Annotated in this window: 18 protein-coding genes; 5 read left to right on the top strand and 13 right to left on the bottom strand. The window is 37.0% G+C overall.

Annotation, left to right across the window (positions count from 1 at the left end; genetic code table 11):
- The 4 genes from essC to BLP98_RS05460 are packed head-to-tail and all read right to left on the bottom strand — an operon-like array spanning position 1 to position 6,314.
- Positions 1-4,452: a type VII secretion protein EssC gene (gene essC, locus BLP98_RS05475; protein ID WP_074482298.1), complete on the bottom strand. Its 4,452-nt coding sequence runs from the start codon at positions 4,450-4,452 to the stop codon at positions 1-3.
- Positions 4,453-4,458: 6 nt separating this feature from the next.
- Entirely contained in the window at positions 4,459-5,607 is a 1,149-nt protein-coding gene (gene essB, locus BLP98_RS05470) for a type VII secretion protein EssB (protein ID WP_074482297.1), read from the bottom strand.
- Positions 5,597-5,863, bottom strand: a complete 267-nt coding sequence (locus tag BLP98_RS05465; protein ID WP_074482296.1) for an EsaB/YukD family protein — start codon at positions 5,861-5,863, stop codon at positions 5,597-5,599. The genes essB and BLP98_RS05465 overlap by 11 nt, the downstream gene beginning before the upstream one ends.
- Complete coding sequence (locus BLP98_RS05460) at positions 5,844-6,314, bottom strand: type VII secretion protein EssA (RefSeq protein ID WP_074482295.1); 471 nt, start codon at positions 6,312-6,314, stop codon at positions 5,844-5,846. The genes BLP98_RS05465 and BLP98_RS05460 overlap by 20 nt, the downstream gene beginning before the upstream one ends.
- Before the next feature lie 243 nt (positions 6,315-6,557).
- Between BLP98_RS05460 and BLP98_RS05455 the strand changes: the two genes are divergently transcribed.
- The 4 genes from BLP98_RS05455 (at position 6,558) to BLP98_RS05440 (ending at position 8,901) form a co-directional block, all read left to right on the top strand.
- The gene (locus BLP98_RS05455; RefSeq protein WP_021143347.1) at positions 6,558-6,851 is read left to right on the top strand and encodes a WXG100 family type VII secretion target; all 294 of its coding nucleotides are present in this window, start codon (positions 6,558-6,560) and stop codon (positions 6,849-6,851) included.
- Positions 6,852-7,101: 250 nt separating this feature from the next.
- Positions 7,102-7,428: a PadR family transcriptional regulator gene (locus BLP98_RS05450; RefSeq protein WP_074482294.1), complete on the top strand. Its 327-nt coding sequence runs from the start codon at positions 7,102-7,104 to the stop codon at positions 7,426-7,428.
- Positions 7,415-7,996, top strand: coding sequence for a DUF1700 domain-containing protein (locus BLP98_RS05445; RefSeq protein WP_074482293.1), 582 nt, complete (start codon positions 7,415-7,417; stop codon positions 7,994-7,996). The genes BLP98_RS05450 and BLP98_RS05445 overlap by 14 nt, the downstream gene beginning before the upstream one ends.
- On the top strand, positions 7,996-8,901 hold the full coding sequence (locus BLP98_RS05440) for a DUF4097 family beta strand repeat-containing protein (protein WP_074482292.1): 906 nt from the start codon (positions 7,996-7,998) through the stop codon (positions 8,899-8,901). Before BLP98_RS05445 ends, BLP98_RS05440 begins: the two co-directional genes overlap by 1 nt.
- Before the next feature lie 51 nt (positions 8,902-8,952).
- Here the strand turns inward: BLP98_RS05440 and BLP98_RS05435 are convergent, their stop codons facing one another.
- Together BLP98_RS05435 and BLP98_RS05430 are read right to left on the bottom strand one after the other, a co-directional pair.
- Positions 8,953-9,306 (bottom strand): DUF1304 domain-containing protein, encoded by a 354-nt coding sequence (locus BLP98_RS05435; RefSeq protein WP_074482291.1) that lies wholly within the window; start codon positions 9,304-9,306, stop codon positions 8,953-8,955.
- Positions 9,307-9,457: 151 nt separating this feature from the next.
- Positions 9,458-12,172 carry a YhgE/Pip family protein gene (locus BLP98_RS05430; RefSeq protein ID WP_074482290.1) on the bottom strand — a complete coding sequence of 905 codons (2,715 nt, stop codon included), beginning with the start codon at positions 12,170-12,172 and terminating at the stop codon, positions 9,458-9,460.
- Positions 12,173-12,303: 131 nt separating this feature from the next.
- On the opposite strand from BLP98_RS05430, the gene BLP98_RS05425 reads away from it, so the two are divergent.
- On the top strand, positions 12,304-12,840 hold the full coding sequence (locus BLP98_RS05425; protein ID WP_039696208.1) for a TetR/AcrR family transcriptional regulator: 537 nt from the start codon (positions 12,304-12,306) through the stop codon (positions 12,838-12,840).
- A gap of 94 nt (positions 12,841-12,934) precedes the next feature.
- Here the strand turns inward: BLP98_RS05425 and rpsD are convergent, their stop codons facing one another.
- The 7 genes from rpsD to mnmA all read right to left on the bottom strand — a co-directional run bounded on the left by rpsD (position 12,935) and on the right by mnmA (position 21,350).
- Positions 12,935-13,546: a 30S ribosomal protein S4 gene (gene rpsD / locus BLP98_RS05420; protein WP_004233633.1), complete on the bottom strand. Its 612-nt coding sequence runs from the start codon at positions 13,544-13,546 to the stop codon at positions 12,935-12,937.
- A gap of 256 nt (positions 13,547-13,802) precedes the next feature.
- The gene (locus BLP98_RS05415; RefSeq protein WP_004233634.1) at positions 13,803-14,075 is read right to left on the bottom strand and encodes a Veg family protein; all 273 of its coding nucleotides are present in this window, start codon (positions 14,073-14,075) and stop codon (positions 13,803-13,805) included.
- Between the two features lie 24 nt (positions 14,076-14,099).
- On the bottom strand, positions 14,100-15,461 hold the full coding sequence (gene dnaB / locus BLP98_RS05410) for a replicative DNA helicase (RefSeq protein WP_074482289.1): 1,362 nt from the start codon (positions 15,459-15,461) through the stop codon (positions 14,100-14,102).
- A gap of 34 nt (positions 15,462-15,495) precedes the next feature.
- On the bottom strand, positions 15,496-15,948 hold the full coding sequence (rplI, locus tag BLP98_RS05405) for a 50S ribosomal protein L9 (protein ID WP_074482288.1): 453 nt from the start codon (positions 15,946-15,948) through the stop codon (positions 15,496-15,498).
- Positions 15,945-17,924 (bottom strand): DHH family phosphoesterase, encoded by a 1,980-nt coding sequence (locus BLP98_RS05400; RefSeq protein ID WP_074482287.1) that lies wholly within the window; start codon positions 17,922-17,924, stop codon positions 15,945-15,947. Before BLP98_RS05400 ends, rplI begins: the two co-directional genes overlap by 4 nt.
- An 86-nt stretch (positions 17,925-18,010) precedes the next feature.
- On the bottom strand, positions 18,011-19,915 hold the full coding sequence (gene mnmG, locus BLP98_RS05395) for a tRNA uridine-5-carboxymethylaminomethyl(34) synthesis enzyme MnmG (RefSeq protein WP_039696103.1): 1,905 nt from the start codon (positions 19,913-19,915) through the stop codon (positions 18,011-18,013).
- Between the two features lie 313 nt (positions 19,916-20,228).
- Entirely contained in the window at positions 20,229-21,350 is a 1,122-nt protein-coding gene (gene mnmA / locus BLP98_RS05390) for a tRNA 2-thiouridine(34) synthase MnmA (RefSeq protein WP_074482286.1), read from the bottom strand.
- Positions 21,351-21,411: the final 61 nt, after the last annotated feature.

Here is a 21,411-nt window from a genome sequence, read left to right as displayed (position 1 = left end):
CTATCCCTTAGGTATTTTAACGCGGGTAACCTCTCTTCCTTCAAAGAATTGTGCTTCATCTGCTTCTAGTAGAGGCTCTCCGTAACGTGTTCGACCTTTAATAATGGTTTGATCTGCAAATCGTGTACCAAACATCCCAGCTGGAATATTTGATCTTAAGCGTTTGTTAAAGTCATCAAAACGTGTTTCGATTGTTTTTTGATGACCTTGGAAAATAAAATAAATATTAACTTTAGCTGCTTTTTTCAAAATAGTATCTAAAGTACTATTTGACAACATCAACTTATCATTGATCGTATGAGCATCTGGTAGGTAAACGAAAATTGGCTGATTAGCATTTTCTGGAGAACGTGAGTTCATTTCTCCAAGCAAATCATTCATAACCGTGCTATAACTTCCTTCTGATGCTACCAAATCAAAGCTTTCTACAGCTCCTTCAAAACGTTGATCTGGATCAAAGACGATACGTTGCGCGTGACCTTTAAAGTAAGCCATATTTCGAATAATAATGGTTTCAAATAAACGTGTTTGCGTTGGCGTATCATCCATAATAACAAAGTAACCATGTTTTTCAGGAATAAAGCCAACGACATTTGTTGTTTCCTTATCAAAGGCGAGCGGCATTTGCAAATGATTTATCATTGTCATCGTATAATCATTGCCATAGAAGTCAGAAAGGCTAATATCATTTGGAAGCATTGGGATAGCTTTCGGACGTTGTCCTGTCCAAGCTCTATCCATTTCAGCCACTTCTTCTTCCAAATAACGCAAACGCTCAATATCTTCCTCACCTTCGCTTGGAAGATAAATTTGGATTTCATATGGCATATCATCGTGCACCTGAGCACGTCCAAAAATTTCTTGTGGAATCAAAGCATTACGTCCGATAACATCCTTAACAGCATGATCCTCAACCAAGAATAAAGCCATCTTAGTTGAAACATTACTTGACATACTGATTTTTAGACTATTTGCACGTAAAGCAGTCACAATCAAATAGCAACCCAAACTTGAACCTTCTCGTAAAATTCGATTCATACAAGCTTCGATAACTTCTTCTTTGGGACTATCCTTAATAGCATCAAAACCATCCATGACAGTAAGAATGACCGGAAGTTTTTGGCCTGTTTTTTGCTCATATTGAGCAAGACTAGCAACGCTGTATTGCGCAAACAAATCTTTTCGGGTCTTCAATTCATTATCGATACGTTTTAAGAATTTCAATAATTTTTCTTCTTCGTCCAAACGTGTCAAATCTGCAACGTGAGGTAAATCTTTCAACGGTAACAAACCATTCGTACCAAAATCAAAAAGATTAAATTGTACTTGTTCTGGCGTATTAAGACGAGCAAAGTTCATTACCAAAGTTTGCAAAGCAACAGATTTCCCAAAACCAGGAGAACCATAGATAACCGTATGACTTAATTCTTCAACGTCAAAATCAAAATTACGTTGCGCTTGTTCAGATGGCACATCCATCATCGCAAATGGCACCGCCAAATGTTTCTCGTCAGACCAAGAAATAGCTAAAACAGGAGAAATAATTTTGTCTTTCAACGGAGGCAACCAAGGTTTATCTGGAATTTCTACTCCAGCTTCTTGTGAATAGGTTGAAATATAATCAACCAAGGCTTCTAATTCTGTTTGACTCTTCTCTGTTTGTACACTAAGTTCTTCTTCCAAAGAAAGGTCATCTGTTAATAATTCGTATTGCCCCAAATCATTAATCAACCAAATACGGTCATCAACTTCTTCTTTTTTCTCAGATTTATTAGGTTGATAAGTTGCACCACTCCAAGCTGATTGAAAGAGTTCGTAAATTTCATTATTTCCGACTTGAAGGTAAGCACGACCAGGCTCTACGATGCTAGCTGCATCAGGTGTTTTAATAATTTCATTTGAATCCGATTTATCAGATACTTTCAAAGCCAATTTAAAACGTGAGTTTGACCAGATTTGGTCATCAACAACCCCAGATGGTTTTTGGGTTGCTAAAATCAAATGAACACCTAAGGAACGACCAATACGTGCGGCAGAAACCAACTCTGACATAAACTCAGGCTCATTAGCCTTCAATTCTGCAAATTCATCACTAATCAAGAATAGATGCGGAAGTGGTTTTGTTGGGTAATGCCCTCCATCAGTAGCTGTTTTTCCTTGCTTGTAAAGCTTAGTATAACCATTAATATGGTTCACACCAAAGGCTTCAAAAAGACGTTGACGCTTTTGGAGTTCCGCTTTAATTGAAGCAAGGGCACGCGCACTAGCTGCACCATCCAAGTTCGTAATGACCCCCATAAGATGTGGAAGACCTTTAAAAAGGTTAGCCATCCCACCACCTTTAAAGTCAATAGGTAGAAAGCCAACATCTTCTGGACCAAAATTAACAGCTAGAGATAACATATACGACTGCAAGATTTCAGATTTCCCTGAACCGGTTGTCCCTGCAACCAATCCATGTGGACCGTGAGCACGTTCATGTAGATTCAATTCAACAATATCATCACGACCACGAAGTCCCAACGGCACCGCTAACGTCTTAGAAGTATCTGCCTTAGCCCAACGTGCTGCTAATTGTAATTCCTCAACTTTTTCCACCTTGTAGAGTTCTAAGAAAGTAACTGATTTAGGAATAGAATTTTTTTCAACTTCCACATGGTGTAAGTTAGCCAATGTTCGAGCAATGGCTTCGTAATTTTTACTTTCTGGATAAGGAGTAAAACGTTGTGCTAGATATTCCCCATTATCATTGATAATTTGGCCAACATTTTGGTTTTGATATTCAACCAAAGTTGTGACAGTTTCTGGCAAGAAACGCTGTGCTTCTTTAATCCAAATAACCGTGACACCTAGTTCCGTCAAATCTTCAGCCAAATATTCATTTAAACTGTGCCCAGCCAAATAAGAATCATCAAAAATCGTCACAACGTAATGAGGTGCAAAACGAACATCTTTACTTCCCATTTCACGCTTGAGCTGCATACGTTTTTGAATAATTTGGTAAAGTGCATTTAAAACAGCATCTCGACTACGTGCATCATGGACAATACCACGGACATTACGCTCTTGAAGTTTAAAATGTGGCAAGAAACGCCATTGATACCAATCTCTAGCATAAGATTCTTCAGGAACCAGAATCACAAAATTAATATCTTGATAACTGTGGAAAACCGCTAACTGAACCAAAAGGTTTGAAATCGCAGGATAAGTTGTATCGTATGTTCCAATAATACCAACAGTCGCTTGGCTAAGTGACAAGGTAATCGGAACTTGATGTTGTTTTCGATACTTTTCAACTGTCTTTTTGGCAAAAATAGCTTGTTTGTCCTTGCTTTGCTCCTTAAAAGAAGTTTGAAGCTTCAACTTAGTATCAATATCACCAGTCCCTAAAGACACTTGCAAAAAGTCAGCATTATAATTCATACGTTCATAAATACGAGAATCATAATCAAATACCATTTTCGCCAAAGTATCTATATCAGGCTGGTTGTAATTTAAAATATCTTTTTCTTCGTTATGATAATGACTTATTTTAGAAATTTGTTTTAACAGATAATGATCATAATCTTCTACACGGATAAGCTCTTGTTTTTTATAGTATTTTTTATCTTGGAAGTACTGTGTCAGTGTCATTCCAGCAGTTAACAAACTAAAACCACCCATACCAAGCATCATCCAAGGATTTCTGCGGCTAACCAAACTCGTCAATGCTGTAATCCCAAACATTCCAAGTGGTGGAACAATAGCACGAAGAAGAGAATTACGCCCCATTGAATTGGCTTGCATTGGACTGTCAAGCACGATAGCATCACTATAGATAGTTGGCATAATTCGAGGACTTCTGTGATAATCTGGGAAATCACTTGGAAATTCTTTCATCGGCGCTTGGAACAAGAAGTTTTCAACTTGTCTAAACTCAGGCTTCTTCCAAAGACGTGTTACTTTCCATTGATGATGACGACGTTCAATTAAATAATCTTCAACAAAGACAGAATCTCCAACATTAAATGGTGATGATACATTGCCGCTAACACGATTACCATTAACATAAATCAAAGAAGTACTAGGAGATTCAACATAGACTTTGCCTTGAGAAAATAAAACAACTGTTTCACCCTCCAACTGAATATCTGCCGTATCAGATGAAGATAAGACAAAATTTTCATGTGGTGGGTAGACATAAAGCGTAAAAATATCTGTTTCAGGTCTCAAAAAATAATAATCTTCTGTTTCTCCCAAAACTTTTTGACTAGTTATCTTCTGACCATTTCTAAAAATCTCACCATCACTAAGGCTGTAGTGATTTCCATCAAAAATCAATGGAAATTTTTCTGAGAAACGCATATATAATAATTTATCAGACAAGCTCAACAAAAAAGCCTGTGACTGACTCTCGTCTCCCAAATAATCCCCAAGATGGTGGTAATAAGTTACATTATCATTTTGAATCATAAATCATTAATCCCCGTTAGATTTTGAACCTGTTGTTTCTCCAAGTTCTTTAGAAAGCTTACTAATTTCTTTCTCGTATTCTGTGAGTTTCTTTTGTTTTTCAGATCCACTCATTTTCGTGTCAGCTTTCACTTTTTCATATAGATTCGTATAAGCGTGCAAAATTAATTGAGTATCTCCAATATTTTGAGCTACATCTAGTGCTTTTTCTAAATCACCACGCCCTAAATAAATCCAATAATTTAAAATCGTTTCATCTGAAGACTGGGTAATAGTATTCAAAACAGCTTCCATTTGTTCAGAACTCAGATTGTCCAATTTTACAAAACTTGTTGCTAAAATATATTTGGCTGATTTAGGAAGACGATTGACACTGTAAGGCTCCAAAGTATCAATGGCTTTATCGTAATCAGTAGCCATAAAAGCAGATTGGGCATCAATCACAGCATTTTTCAAAGGTAAATCTCTTGAATATGACTTATAGGTGAAAAAGCCTAGTGTTAAGGTTGACACCGCTAAAACAATCACACCAACCAATAAAGCACGCCATTGTTTTTTATTGACTTGAACCTTACTTTCTTTATTCTTTTGCTCTAAACGATGAAATTCTTCACTGATAAAGTGGTTAATTTCAGCAACAGACTGAAAGGCATTAATTTTTTCAGCGATTGTTTCACGAACAGCATCTAACCCTTCAACAGCCAATTCAAAATCAACTTTTGGAAGCAAAATTGAAGCTATTAAAGCTTTGTAAACCTTCAAATAGTGCTCTATATCAAAAACTTGTGGTGCTAAAATATGACTAATCCCATAATGAATTAATCTAACATCATTACCAGAAACATAAATATTTTGCGGATGTGGGTAAGCAACATTAAAATCATTTGGCTTAACAGTAATTGTAGCGATTTTTTGCGCCAGAGAATAACGTTCTAGATCCGTGTTTGCCTTTGCTATACAAGCAGCAAGACTCTCTGAAAAGGCAGGTAAATCATATGACAGCACCAATTCACCAGTTTCAGTTAATGAAACCTGCGCCTGAACATATTCCTCAATAAAAGCTTGGCTTTTTCGATCATAATCGACTGGCTGCACTGTTACAATTAACTGATTGTCTTTTTCTACAAATTTTAAATGATTGTCCTCAAATATCATAAGTTCTAATCTCCAAAATATCCCCATTTCCTAACGGAAAATTAACTAACATCTCGTAACGATTTAAAGTAATCGCCTTATTCTTCAAACAAAGTTTCCAAGCTTGATTGTCTTTTTCCACAAAACCTAACCGAGATAAAATATTTAATTCTCTCAACAGCTCTTCTAATCTAACAAGAGACAAACCTCGTGAAATCCTTAAATCAATCTGTCTATCTTGGTAAGCAATTGTAATATCAATGTTGTCGAATGCCATGACGCTTCCTTCCCAAAAAAATTCCCAATCCTGTCATCAAAATAAAAAAGCAAAAAACAGTAATCGAATTCAAATACGATTTCTTCTGAGCTTGATCATCTTTAGCAACTTTGTAACTCTCATCAACATGATAATTAACAAATTGCTTTGCTGTAACCTTCTCAGTATCTAAGTGATAATAAGTCGTCTTCTTACCATCAGCTTTAAAAACAGAATGATTGGCGGTTGTTAGCATCTTCTTTTCTTTTTGATGTTCCTTATCAACAACATCTTGCGTTCGATTCAAGAAAAGATTAGGCGCATAAAGCTCTTCAATACTGTTACCCGCTGATTTCTGTTTCGTGTTAGAAATAGAATCCGTATTTAAATTTAAATTACCGTTTTCTGCAAAAACGATGTGTGTGCTTAATAATAAACACAAAATACAAATCCCCATTATCCCTTTTTTCATTTTCCTAATTGTCTATATTAAAATTACCTTTCATATATGTCTAATAATTATACCACTTTTTTACCCATCTACCAATAGGAAATTAAGCCTTTACACCCAAATATTTTATCATATAAAACGGTATCATACTCTAAATTATTTATTCAAATTTTGAAATAGAATGGATTTTTTTACACTTTTCACTTTACAAAAAAAATTAAAAGCGTATAATTTAGAAAAAAATAAATTTTAAAGGAGATTTTTATGGCCGCTATTAGCGTAACACCAGAACAACTTAAGGAGCAAGCTCAAGTTTACACTCGTTCAAAAGAACAAATTGAACAAGCTATTCAATCTGTTAACAGCATGAATAGCCAAATTGCTGAAGAATGGAAAGGTCAAGCATTCAATGCTTACCTTGAACAATACAACCAACTCTATACTCAAGTTCAAAAATTTGAAGAGTTGCTTGCAAGCATCAACCAACAATTGAACAACTATGCTGAAACTGTTGCTGAACGTGATGCTCAAGATTCTGCTTCATTCGGACTTAACTAATTGTTCTGGTAAAGGTGGAACTGGGAGACTCTAGTGTATACCATTAGTTGATAACCACCTTTCCTAAATTTGTATGTAAAGCTACTGTAAACTAAGTTTACAGTAGCTTTTTTTTTGCCACAAAATCAACATTTTAAAATATATAAAATTTTTATATATTATGCTTGACTTTTAAATTAACCTGATTTATAGTTTATATATAAAATAATTATATATAAAAATTTTATATATTGTCAGAAAGGAATTTGCTATGTACTTTCCAACTTCTGCGACCGTTATTGAATTTCTTATTCTAGCTATCGTCGATAAAGAAGATTCTTATGGTTACGCCATTAGTCATACAATCAAAGAAGTAGCCAATATTAAAGAATCTACACTTTATCCAATTTTAAAAAAACTAGAAAAGGCAGGCTATTTAGACACCTACCAACAAGAATACCAAGGTCGTAAACGCAAATACTACACAACTACAGAAAGTGGTAAACAACAACTTACCTTTCTAAAAGGTGAGTGGCAACTGTATACCGCTAAAATCAAGGAGATTGTCGAAGGGAGATTAAAGGATGACGAGAAATGACTACCTGGCAAAACTAGATAAATATCTAAAAAAACTGCCAAAAGATGACTATCAAGAAGCCATGGACTACTTCAGAGAATATTTCGATGAAGCTGGTCCCGAAAATGAAGAAGCAGTTATTGCTGAACTAGGATCACCTAAAGATGCAGCGCACGACATTATTAGCCGATTACTCGATGAGAAGATTGTTGAAGATGAAAAATCACCTAAAAACAAGGCTGTCATTATCTGGATTGCTATCCTCGCTATTCTAGCTAGCCCAGTTGCCCTACCACTTATTTTGGTACTGCTTATGGTTATCATTACTATTTTGGCGTTCGGAATTGCCGTTATAGCTATGGTACTAGCTTTAGGAGTCGCCCTTTTAACATCTGGTGTTTACATGCTGATTGACAGTTGGTCTTATCTTAGTATCGCGCCATCAACAACAGCCTTGGGATTAGGATTGGGACTTTTATCACTTGGCTTAGCACTACTAGCCCTTCTGGCTGCTGGTGCTGTTGGAAAATTGGCAGGAAAAAGTATCAGTAAATTAATTCAAAAAGCGGCAAGTAAAAGGAGAAAATAATGAAAAAGTGGACAAAAATCGTTTTAGGTATTGGGATTGGTGCTAGTTTAGTAGGAGCAGGACTGGCTGGAGTTGGCCTAGCTACTGGTGGCTTAACTAAACTAGATCAAAAATACGAAGTTAAATCACACATCAAGCAAAGCAAAGTAACTCTTGACCAATTTAATAAAATTGACATTAATGCCTCAACCTTTGATGTTGTGGTTTCAAAAGTCGATATTGATAAACCTTTTATCTCATATTCAGACACAAAAAAACTCCCAGTCTCTTATCAGGTTACAAGCGATGGGACGCTTACCGTTAAACAAACTGGTGGCTGGCAAGATCACTCAACATCATTTAATTTCTTTAGCTTAAAAGACCTCATCAATCTTGCTAAAACCGGTACGATTACCAATAAGCACACCATTATTATTTCTATCCCTAAAAATATGGATATTCACTCCATAAAAACTAATTTGAAAGCCGGTGATTTGCAATTCAGTGATGTGACTGCCGATTACGCCAACATCGAACTCAGTGCAGGGGATTTAGATATTACCAACTGTAACTTTAATTCTGGTAAATTGACTGTCGCTGTCGGAGATGGAAATTTCCAAAACTGCAATCTAAACAAGTTCAGCCTAACAACAAGCACAGGTGATATTGATTTTGAAAATGGCAAAATCATTGACTCAAACATTGACATTTCAATCGGTGATTTTTCTGCAAATGGTATTAATTTGGAAGGTATCAATACATTATCTAGCTCAACTGGCGACGTCGACATTACCCTTGCCAACAAAGAACTTACAGTTCAAGCTAGTAACAATATCGGAGATAGCGATATCTCTAGCTCACTTACCCCTTCAACTAAAAATATCTTGAAAATCAGTGGCAACACTGGTGATATTTCAGTGAATTAAATTAAACAAAAAAACGAAGCTGAGCTTAATACTCAACTTCGTTTTTTTAGTCTAAAATAACAAGGTTACTAAAGCTAAAATAGCTAAACCACCTTGTTTAAAAATAATCTTTCGATCAGCAGTCACACTACCATAAAGAGCTGCCAGAACAACATTCAAAAGGAAAATAACCACAACAGTTGCATTTCCTGTAAAGATACCGTAAAGCAAAAAGACAGCGATCAAACCATTATAAATCCCTTGGTTTTTAAATAGATTAGTTACTGACTCACGTTTCAACTCCTCTTCTGACATGTTAAAGACACGCGCTGTTGCTTTAGACTGTGTCGCAAATGTCTCTAAATACATAATGTAAAAATGTTCCAAAGCTACTAAAGCAGCTAAAATCAGTGTAATAATTGACATTATTTCTCCTCCTTCTCATAACCTACAGATTTGACACACCTGTAAACTCATCGTAAACGTTTTTAAATTAATCGACTTTTGTTAAGTATACAAAAGCTTAAGACATTCTTCAAATGATTTGCCTACAAAAAAACAGAGGATAGGAAACCTATCACTCTGCATCTTGTTTTCTATAAATGACAAGGCCTAAGACCATGAAGGCAAGAAGGAAACCAGTTAGAACAGCAACTTCTTTACCATTTGAGCATGTCATTGAAATTGTTTGACGTAATCCAGTAACAATGTATGACATCGGCATGTATGGGTGAACGACTTGGAAGAACTTAGGACTAAGTTCAATTGGATATGAACCACCAGCAGAACCCACTTGCAACAACAACATAATCAATGAAGCAAATGAACCGTAGCGATTATCCCAACCGACTAATGCTGTTACAAGAGCCATCAATGTCCAACCGCTCAAAATAATGAAGAGTAGTGTTTGCCAACCATAGTTAGCTTCAAATCCAAGGAATTGAATAGCAGCGTAAAGAATTACTGAACCTGCTGTTGAAATCAAACCATTGATGAACAATTTTTGTTTTGCCCATTCAAAGCGATTCTTAACAGGACGACCTGATAATGAATCAGCAAAGATAACATTTGTTGAAAGAGCAACAACCATAAGTGATACAGCAATCATGTAAGGCGCCATACCAATACCATTTGTTTTCACGCTATCTTTATCTTTAGCAGCTGTAGATACCGGAGCAGAAACCATTTTCGCATTCTTACTATCTACTGAAACTAATGATAATTGATGACTAGCATCAGATAATGAGCTTGTCAACGTTGTCAAGCCATCTGTCAATGTTGTCAAGCCATTTGTCAATGTGCCACTGCCAGCAGCCAATTTGCTTGAACCAGAAGCCAATTCTTGTGCTCCTGATTGCAATTTCTTAGCACCACTATTTAGCTTATCATTGTTTGAAGCTAACTTGTTAGCACCTGAGGCTGCGTCACTTGCACCATTTCTTAATTCATCACTTTTAGCATCGAGTTGATTAGCTCCATTTTCTGCTTTTTTAGCTCCATTTACTAACTTATCATTTTTCGCAGCCAAAGCTGAAGTTGCAAATTGAACTTGAGCAAGACCATTACTTAATTGAGGACTGTTGGCAACTAGTTGTCCTAATCCAGATTGTAAAACGCTGGCAACACCATTTAATTGAGAAAAAGCAGATAGTAACATTTCATTATTACCAGCTATTTTGTTAGCACCAGTGGTTACTTGGCCAACAGCTGCTGTATAGTTAGAAACACCTGAAGCATAAGATGAAAGTGCTGTATCTGAGAAACCAGCTTTAAATTGTGTCAAACCATTTACTAATTGTTGACTTCCTGCACTAGCAGCAGAGCTATTAGCTTTCAGGGTAGCTACTTTATCAAGAAGAGCTGATAAATTCGTTAATTGCGTTGATAAACCTTGAAGTGAAGCAAGTTGTGTTTGAATACCTGAAATTTGATTTACCAAATTATTCGCAGTTGCTGCACCAGTACTATTTGTAATAGCTGCATCGATTTCAGCTTGTTGTTCTGAGCTAAGACCTTGGTAAGCAGAAGTTGCTTGAACAGCCGCTAAATCTGAGCTATTAATAGATGAAATTGCTGAACTCATCGCAGATAGACTTTGCCCTAGTTGATTTAGCTCATTAAGACTGGCTTGCAATTGTGATGTATCTGGCAAGCTTGTATTATTTAGTTCAGTTTGAAGAGCTTGCAAACCATTATTAAGATTTGTCGCACCTGTGATTAATTGATCTAGATTATTACTGCTTACTGTTTGTAATTGATTAATGCCATCAGTTAACTCTTTAGATTTAGCATTTAATTGAGTTAGGCCTGCTGATAGCTGACTGACACCATTAGTATATGATGTTAAAGCTGTTGCAAAAGTGGTTTGTCCTGCTGACAAAGCATTCATACCAACTGATGTCTTATTAACACCACCTGCATACGTATTAAAACCTTGTGTCAACTGGGGCATAACTTTAGCAACCTTACCTTCAACAGTGGTGTACTCTGTCACGCCTGCTGATAACTCTGGTAACCCCGCTGCTAATTGTCCTACACCATTTGTGTATGCTGACACACCTCCAGAGAGTTTATCAAGACCAGGTGCTAATTGTCCAACACCGTCTGTGTATTCACCGAGACCATTGACAAGTGTTGTTGACCCGTCAGCGAGTTGTTGACTTCCTGAAGCGGCTTTATTTAGGTTATCTGTAATGGTTTGGCTGCCTGATTCAAGTTTTTGACTACCATCAACTAATTGATTACCACCATCGCTAGCCTTTTTCAAACCATTTTGCAAGTCTGTCATGCTCTTGAAGACTGCTTTTGTATAGGTCTTTGTAATATTTTCTGAAACGGTATCTTTAAGCTTAGTCATTGCTGATTCACTCATTTTTGAGGCAACCACACTACGACCTGCTGTTGTTTGATACTTAATATTTAATTTCTTCGGATTATCCGTTAATAAGCTAGAGGCTTTCTCTGACAAATCTTCTGGTAATGTGATAACCATGTAGTAATCGCCATCTTTTAAACCTTTATCAGCTTTTTTCTGGCTGACAAAGTGATAATCAAGGGCTTTATTTTTAGACATACTGTCTACCATGTCATCACCGATTGTCAATGTTTTATCATTTAGCGTTGCTGACTTATCCTCGTTAACAACTGCCACTGGCAAATTCTCTACATTTCCATAAGGGTCCCACATAGAGCCTAAGAATGACAAGTTATAAAGAGCTGGAACAAGCGCAACCCCAATCATTGTTACCCAAAGTTTGGGACTTTTAATAAGTGCTTTTAATTCTTCTAACATATTTTCTCCTAATTTAGACACACTGTTCAAAAATTATGATAAAATATATTATACAAGGATATGAAATAATTTCAAGACAAAAGAAGGAGATTTTGGACACTCTGTCTAAAAGTGTTCAAAAGAAATTGTTTATGGCACATGACAACCGCAAAGCAAACACTAAGAGGGCTATTCAAGAAGCTATGGTTAGCCTCTTAAAAACAGAAAGTTTTGATGATATTACAACAATCAAGTTGGCAAAAGAAGCTGGTATTAGCCGCTCTAGCTTCTACACTCACTACAAGGATAAATTTGAGTTGATTGATTCTTGCCAACAAACGCTCTTTAATCAGGTTGAATACATTTTTGAAAAACACGAAGGCAATAAAGCTCAAGCCTTTTTGGAAATTTTTGAATTTCTAAAACGTGAGCAACTCTTATCTGCCTTGATTTCTGCTAACGGAACTCGTGAATTCCAAGCTTTTATCATTAATAAAGTACGTATTTTCATTAATACTGATTTACAAGACCGTTTTGGCCGTGACGAATTGAGTCCTGTTGAGAGAGAATACAGCAGTATTTACTTCGCCTATGCCTTTTTCGGCCTTTGCCAATCTTGGATTGCTAAAGGTAAAAAAGAATCACCACGCCAAATGACTAATCTCATCTTAAAACTTTTGCCACTTTAACAAAAGCCACCATAAAGGTGGCTTTTTTACATTCAATAAAAAACAAAAAAACCACGGAAAAACCGTGGTTTTAAACACTTCAATAAACAGTGAATTAAAGCATTTTGTTGTAGTATTCAACGATAAGAGCTTCGTTGATTTCTGGGTTGATTTCGTCGCGTTCTGGAAGACGAGTCAATGAACCTTCAAGTTTTTCAGCGTCGAATGATACGAATGCTGGACGTCCAAGAGTAGCTTCAACAGCTTCAAGGATAGCAGGTACTTTAGCTGATTTTTCGCGAACTGAGATAACTTGACCTGGAGTTACGCGGTATGAAGGGATATCAACACGTTTACCGTCAACAAGGATGTGACCGTGGTTAACGAATTGACGAGCTTGACGACGAGTAGTTGCAAGACCTAGACGGTAAACAACGTTGTCAAGACGACGTTCCAAAAGAACCATAAAGTTGAAACCAAGAGTTCCACCTTTAACTTTAGTAGCTTGTACGAACAAGTTACGGAATTGTTTTTCACCTACACCGTAAGTGAAACGAAGTTTTTGTTTTTCAGCCAATTGCAAACCGTATTCAGAAAGTTTGCTACGGTTGTTAGGACCGTGTTGACCTGGCACGTAGTTACGACGTGCTAATTCTTTACCTGTACCTGTAAGAGACAAGCCAAGGCGACGAGATTGTTTCCATGATGGACCTGTATAACGTGACATTTAAAATGTCCTCCTATAAAATAAAAATTTTGTAGGAAATAACAATTTAGAGAATCCTGATTCGTGCAGGTGACTTTCATCTAAACAGCCAAGATTACTTTTCCGACTTCTAGAAGCTTTTCTATAGGAAGAAAAACTGTAGAAGAGCCAACTGTTGACGAGCTTCATACTCTCCCGCTATTATTTCACACGGAATTTAGTTTAACATAAAAAAAAGGCTCTGTAAAGCCTTTTGTATGTTAATTCTTAGATAAAATTAATCAAAATAACGAATCAATGTTTTTTCAGTTAAAATGTCTGAATAAGTGTATGATTCAACGTATGAATTATTAATCGCACCTGGAACATCAGAGTTTTCATTGTATTCAACGATAAACAATGATGGGTAAACTTCAGTCAAACGACCAATTTTATTTTTTTCACGTTTACGACCATTTTCGAGTGTCAATTCAACCAATTGACCTTCGTGGGCTTTAATATCTTCTTTGATTTTCTTCATTTTTGCTACATCTGCAAATGCATCACTCATCTTTTATCTTACTCCTTATCTTTATTAACGCTCTTCAAACTGCGCAATACTAGAAAATTTATTATATTCTTTTTGGAAAATTAATTTCACAGTTCCACGCGCACCAGAACGGTTTTTCTCTAAAATAACTTCAATCGTATTGTCTTCAACAGCATCTTCGTTATCTTCACCTTCACGACGATAATAATCATCACGATACAAGAAAGCTACAATGTCAGCATCTTGCTCGATAGAACCAGATTCACGAATATCTGACAGTACTGGACGTTTATCTTGACGTTGTTCAACACCACGAGACAACTGACTCAGTGCAATAACAGGCACTTTTAATTCCTTAGCCAAAATTTTCAATTGACGTGAAATATCAGAGACCTCTTGTTGTCGGTTCTCAGGACGCGTTCCTGTAATCAATTGAAGGTAGTCAATAACAATTAACCCAAGACCTCCTTCAACTTCTTGCGATAGCTTACGTGCACGCGCGCGAATCTCAGTAATTTTAATCCCTGGTGTATCATCAATATAAATTGGTGCGTCCGCCAAAGCTCCTTGAGCAATGGTGATATTATTCCATTCCTGATCTGTTAACTGACCTGTTCTAAGATTATGAGAATCAACCATTCCCTCTGCAGCTAACATACGGTCAACCAAGCTTTCAGCTCCCATTTCCAGAGAAAAGATGGCTACTGGTCTATTTTGCTTAGTTCCAACATTCTGCGCAATATTCAAAGCAAATGCTGTTTTCCCGACGGCTGGACGTGCTGCTAGAATGACTAATTGATCAGGGTGTAAACCTGTCGTAATCTTATCCAAATCACGAAAGCCTGTTGGCAAACCAGTAACGTCGCTCGTTTGGCGTGAACGAATTTCCAAATTTTCATAGTTCACCTTCAAGACGTCTGAAATCTTGCGAAAACCACTACGATTGCTGTGTTCATTAATCTCAATAAGAGCTTTTTCTGCTCCAGCAATCACATCTTCTGAATCTGTAGCACCTTCATAAGCCAGGTTTACAGTTTCTGTCAACCTAGAAATAATATTACGCAACATTGCCTTTTCAGCAACAATCTTAGCGTAATATTCTGCATTGGCACTCGTTGGCACACTGTTGACTAATTCAACAATATATGACAAGCCACCAATATTTTGCAAATCACCTTGGTCATCAAGAATTGTTCTCACTGTTGTAGCATCGATAGCCTCATTACGATCACTCAAAGTAATCATTGCTTTAAAAATAACTCGGTGAGAGTATTTATAAAAATCATCTGGGCTAACAAATTCACGGACAGTGATGAGTTTATCTGGTGAGATAAAAATAGAACCTAAGACAGATTGCTCTGCTAATAAATCCTGTGGCTGAACTCTCAATTCTGGCTCTTCTGCCAATCTTTTCACCTCCCCTAGTAAACTCAAATCTTAATTATGCTTCTTTGATGTTTAATTTAATTTCAGCAGTTACTTCTTTATGTAATTTCACAGGTACTTCAACAGAGCCAATAGCGCGAATTGGGTGATCCAAAGCAATGGCACGTTTGTTAACTTTTAAACCGAATTGTTTTGACAATTCTTCTACGATTTTCTTAGCTGTAATTGAACCAAAAGTACGTCCGTCAGGACCAACTTTTTCAGTGAATTTAACAACAGTTTCTTCTTTTTCAAGTTCAGCTTTAAGAGCTTTAGCTTCAGCTAACACTTCAGCTTGTGCTTTTTCTTCTGATTTTTGTTTACCTTTTAATTCACCAATGGCTTGATTAGTAGCTTCTTTAGCAAGATTTTTCTTAATCAAGAAGTTTTGGGCATAACCTGTTGGAACTTCTTTGATTTCACCTTTTTTACCTTTTCCTTTAACATCTGCTAGAAAAATTACTTTCATCTCTCTGCCTCCATATTTTCTCTTAAATCATTTTCAATCACATCAAGTAAAACACCTTCGGCCTGGCTCACTGACATATTTTCTAACTGACAAGCAGCTAGAGTAAAATGACCACCACCACCAAGTTCTTCCATCATGCGTTGAACATTAATCTTACTACGACTACGTGCTGAAACAGCCACTTTATTAGGAGCCACTTGCACCAAAACAAATGTCGCCTCGATACCAGCTAAAGATAACATGGTATCTGCAGCCTTACTAGCAACTATTTTACTATAATTAACACCATCACGGCCACTGGCAACAATGATGTTATCATAAATTTTTCGTCCTCTAAGAATTAATTCATTAACCAATCGATATTCCTCAAAATCCGTTTGAGAAATATTTTGAATTTCAATACTATCACTTCCATGTGCTCGTAGATAACTGGCCACATCAAACGTTCTGCTAGTTACGCTGGCTGAGAAATTCTTCGTATCAAGCATAATACCAGCCATTAAGACGCTTGCCTGAATTTTACTCAAACGTTTCTTGGCATTCTGGAACTGTATCAATTCTGTAACCAACTCACTTGCACTACTTGCTCCACTTTCGATGAAGGTCAAGACTGCATTTTCTGGGAAATTATCATCACGACGATGGTGATCCACAACAATCACATCTGTAAACTTGTTGTAAAGCTTTTGCGACAAGGTAAGGTCAACCTTAGAATGATCAACCATAATCAACAATGATTGTTCTGTCATCATTGACAAGGCTTGCTTAATGGTAATCAACTTGGTTTTGGCATCCTCTCGCAGTCTTTTTACAGCACGTGTAATATCTGGGCTCATTTCATCTGGATTATAGACGACATAAGATTCTGCGTTAATATTACTTGCAAAGAATTGCATCCCTACAGCTGATCCTAGAGCATCCATATCGATATTGCGGTGACCAACGACAAATACACGGTCAACGCCTTTAATATGATCTGAAATAGCTGTCATCATGGCACGTGTACGCGTACGTGTACGCTTAACAGTAGATACTGAACCACCACCAAAATACAACGGCTTCTTATGCTCATCATTTTCACAAATAACAACTTGATCTCCACCACGTACAAGCGCCGTATTTAGGTTCTGCAAAGCAACCTGACCGATTTGTTGATGGTTATCATCACCATAAGAAACCCCCATACTAAGTGTTAGTGGTAGGTTGTGCTCTTCTTTAGCTTGTTTTCGAAAAGCTTCCAAAACATCAAATTTATCGTCAATCAAGCTACTCAAAACAGCGTAATCTGTAAAAAAGTAGAAACGATCCATATTGACACGACGATAAAAAATATTTTTTGACTTCGTGAAATTCGAAATAAAGTTTGCAATAAAGCTATTGATTTGTGAAATCTCAGCATCTGATAAATCATCTGTCACATCATCGTAATTGTCAATGGAAATAATCCCAATGACTGGACGCAAAAAGGCTGCATCACCCAACTGACGATTTCCCATAGATGTATCAAAGAAATAGAAAATCCCCGTTGATGAATCGATGTAAGACGAGTACTTATTGCCATTTAACTCAAATGTCTGGGTAGCGTCACCTTCTCGCTTAGCCCCGATAATTCTACGAATGATGTCATCCTCAAACTCTCCTTCTTCACTAGTGAAAATGAGCTCTGCATATGGATTAAACCACTCTACCTCGTTTGTTTCTTGATCAAACTGAACAACACCAACTGGCATTTGTTCTAGAAGATGTTTTAGACCAACTTCCGTTTGGTTGTTTAATAATTCAATTTGTTCAAGTTCCGATAACTCATAATTTTCTTTCTGATAGTAGAGCAAAGCTACAAGTAAAGAAAGCGCCAAAAAGATTGCAGCTAAGATAGCTGACTCCGTCTGAAAAAGTCTGACACAAATAGCCAAGATACCAAATAAAATAAGGCCAATCATGACTAAGTGGATAGTTGCAAATCGAAATCTTTTCATTGGTTAACCTCTTAGCTTACAATTATACCATAAAACAGCCCTATTTAGTAGGGCTGTCCTCTGTTTAATGATTACAGTTTAATGACTTAATCTTCTTGGTTTCGATGGTGCTTTTGTTTACCTTCTAAATAAACCATCAAAATAGAAATATCAGCTGGGTTAACCCCTGAAATACGGCTTGCTTGTCCGATTGTTTCTGGGTTAATTTTCTTGAATTTTTGACGAGCTTCTGTCGCAATAGAATCGATATCATCCCAGTCAATATTAGCAGGGATGCGTTTTTCTTCCATGCGTTTCATTTTAGCCACTTGATCAAGTGCTTTGTTGATGTAACCTTCGTATTTGATTTCAGTTTCCAAAAGTTCAATTACTTTGCTATCCAGTTTTTCTTCCGCAGGACCGACAAAACTTGTTGCAATTTCATAATTGATTTCTGGACGACGCATGAATTCTTTAGCTGTCAAGGCATCTGTCAATGGTTTGAAACCAAGTGCTTCAATACGTGCATTAGTTTCCTTGACAGGCTTGATTTTAAGACTTGACAGTCTTGTCAACTCATTGTCAAATTGACGTTTACGGTTCAAGTAACGTTCATAGCGTTCTTCATCAACCAAACCAACACGGTGACCAATTTCAGTCAAACGCATATCAGCATTATCATGACGCAAAATCAAACGATATTCTGCACGACTTGTCAACAAACGATAAGGTTCCAAAGTTCCTTTTGTTACCAAGTCATCAATCATAACACCAATGTAAGCATCACTACGTTTTAGGATCATTTCTGGTTTACCTTGAACTTTAAGAGCGGCATTGATACCAGCAACAATCCCTTGTCCCGCAGCTTCTTCATAACCTGAAGTACCATTAGTTTGACCTGCGGTAAAAAGTCCAGAAATTTTCTTAGTTTCAAGTGTTGCACGCAATTGGTGTGGCAAAACGATATCATACTCAATCGCATAACCTGTACGCATCATTTCAGCATTTTCAAGCCCTTTAATTGAGTGAACCAATTCTTTTTGAACATCCTCAGGAAGACTTGTTGACAATCCTTGAATGTAAACTTCTTCAGTTTCACGTCCTTCTGGTTCTAGGAAAAGTTGGTGACGTTCTTTATCTGCAAAACGAACAATTTTATCTTCGATAGATGGACAATAACGTGGACCTACCCCTTTAACAATACCTGAGAACATTGGAGCACGGTAAAGGTTTTTGTTAATGATATCGTGACTAGTTTGGTTAGTATAAGTCAACCAGCATGGAATTTGGTCTTTGAGGTAATCTTCATCATTAGACATGAATGAGAAATGATTTGGTTTTTCATCACCCGGTTGAATTTCTGTTTCATCATAGTTGATAGAACTTGCTTTAACACGTGGAGGTGTCCCTGTTTTGAAACGTCCAATTTCAAGTCCAAGTTCTTTCAAATTATCTGCAAGTCCAATTGAAGCTAGGCTGTTATTTGGACCAGATGAATATTTAAGTTCACCCAAAATAATTTCACCGCGAAGAGCTGTACCAGTTGTGATAACGACAGCTTTAGCTGAAAATTTTTGATTAGTAGCTGTGCGAACACCAACAACTTTTCCATCTTCAACTAAAACTTCTTCAATCATTGACTGACGTAATGTCAAATTCTCTTGCTGTTCAACAGTATGCTTCATTGTACGAGAGTAAAGCGCCTTATCAGCTTGTGCACGAAGAGCACGTACAGCAGGACCTTTACCAGTATTAAGCATTTTCATTTGGATGTAAGTCTTGTCAATGTTTTTACCCATTTCTCCACCAAGAGCATCGATTTCACGAACGACGATACCTTTGGCAGACCCTCCGATAGCAGGGTTACATGGCATAAAGGATAACATTTCCAAATTGATTGTTGCGAGCATTGTTTTACAACCCATACGAGCTGCAGCCAAACTAGCTTCAACACCAGCATGCCCAGCACCGACAACAATTACATCATAATTTTCAGCAAATTCATGTGTCATGATTCAATTACAATATCAAGTAAACCTTTGCCAATCTTTTTATCAAATTAAAGTAATCAAAAGATTAGCTAAGCTACTCAAAGCATTCCTTTCCAAATATAAAATACGATTAGTAAAACAAAAAAACGATCAAAACCCTCGAAAACTGTGCGACAAAAACGCACAATTCTCATGAGCTTTGACCATCATGATTATTGTTATGATTATTGTATCAAATTAAGTTAAATTGTCAATTTAATCGCCGATAATTTTTCGAGCAATAATGACTAATTATTAAACAACATTTGTCAATCTATGTTTACAAAGTTGTCAATTAGATGTATTGGCAAGCAACACCATCTTTATAAGCCATATCGATGATTCCGCCACCTAGGCATTCTTCACCATCGTAGAATACAACAGCTTGACCTGGTGTGATAGCACGTTGTGGTTCATCAAAGACAACTTCTGCTTTGTCACCTTTAACATGAACAGTAACTTTTGAATCAGGTTGGCGGTAACGGAATTTTGCAGTAACTTCCATTGTAAATTCTTCAGGCATATCACGTGTAAAGTGAATACTTGAAGCATCAAGGCTAGTTGACATTAGTGACTCATGGTAGAAACCTTGACCAACGTAAAGAATATTTTTTGAAAGGTCTTTTCCGACAACAAACCAAGGAGCATTGTCGCCACCTTGTTGACCACCGATACCAAGACCTCCACGTTGACCGATTGTGTAATACATCAAACCAGCGTGTTCACCCATATCACGGCCATCAACAGTCATCATGCGACCTTTTTGAGCTGGTAAATATTGACTAAGGAATTGTTTAAAGTTCTTTTCACCAATAAAGCAAATTCCTGTTGAATCTTTTTTCTTAGCTGTTGCAAGTCCCGCGCGTTCAGCAATTTTTCGCACTTCTGGTTTTTCCAAGTGACCAAGTGGGAACATTACTTTTTGCAATTGTTCTTGTGACAATTGACTCAAGAAATAAGTCTGGTCTTTGTTATTATCTGCACCACGAAGCATGTGAACTGTACCATCTTCATCGCGAGAGACTTGTGCGTAGTGCCCAGTTGCCACATAATCGGCACCAAGTGTCATAGCGTAGTCAAGGAAGGCTTTAAATTTGATTTCCTTATTACACATTACATCTGGATTTGGCGTACGTCCTGCACGGTATTCCGCAAGGAAGTATTCGAAGACACGATCCCAGTACTCTTTTTCAAAGTTAACAGAATAATACGGAATACCAATTTGGTCAGCTACAGCTGCCACGTCTTTATAATCTTCGGTTGCTGTACAAACACCGAATTCATCTGTGTCATCCCAGTTTTTCATGAAGACACCGATAACGTCATAGCCTTGCTCTTTCAAAAGAAGAGCTGTTACAGACGAATCAACGCCTCCACTCATACCAACAACAACACGTGTTTTTGAATTATCTGTCATGATAATCCTCCCATCAAGATATTTTTTTCGAACATAGGCTTGAAGGGCCCAGTTTTTCAAA

Source organism: Streptococcus equinus (assembly GCF_900104225.1).
GTDB classification, from domain to species: Bacteria; Bacillota; Bacilli; order Lactobacillales; family Streptococcaceae; genus Streptococcus; species Streptococcus equinus_D.
This window is presented reverse-complemented; position numbering and strand designations above follow the sequence as displayed.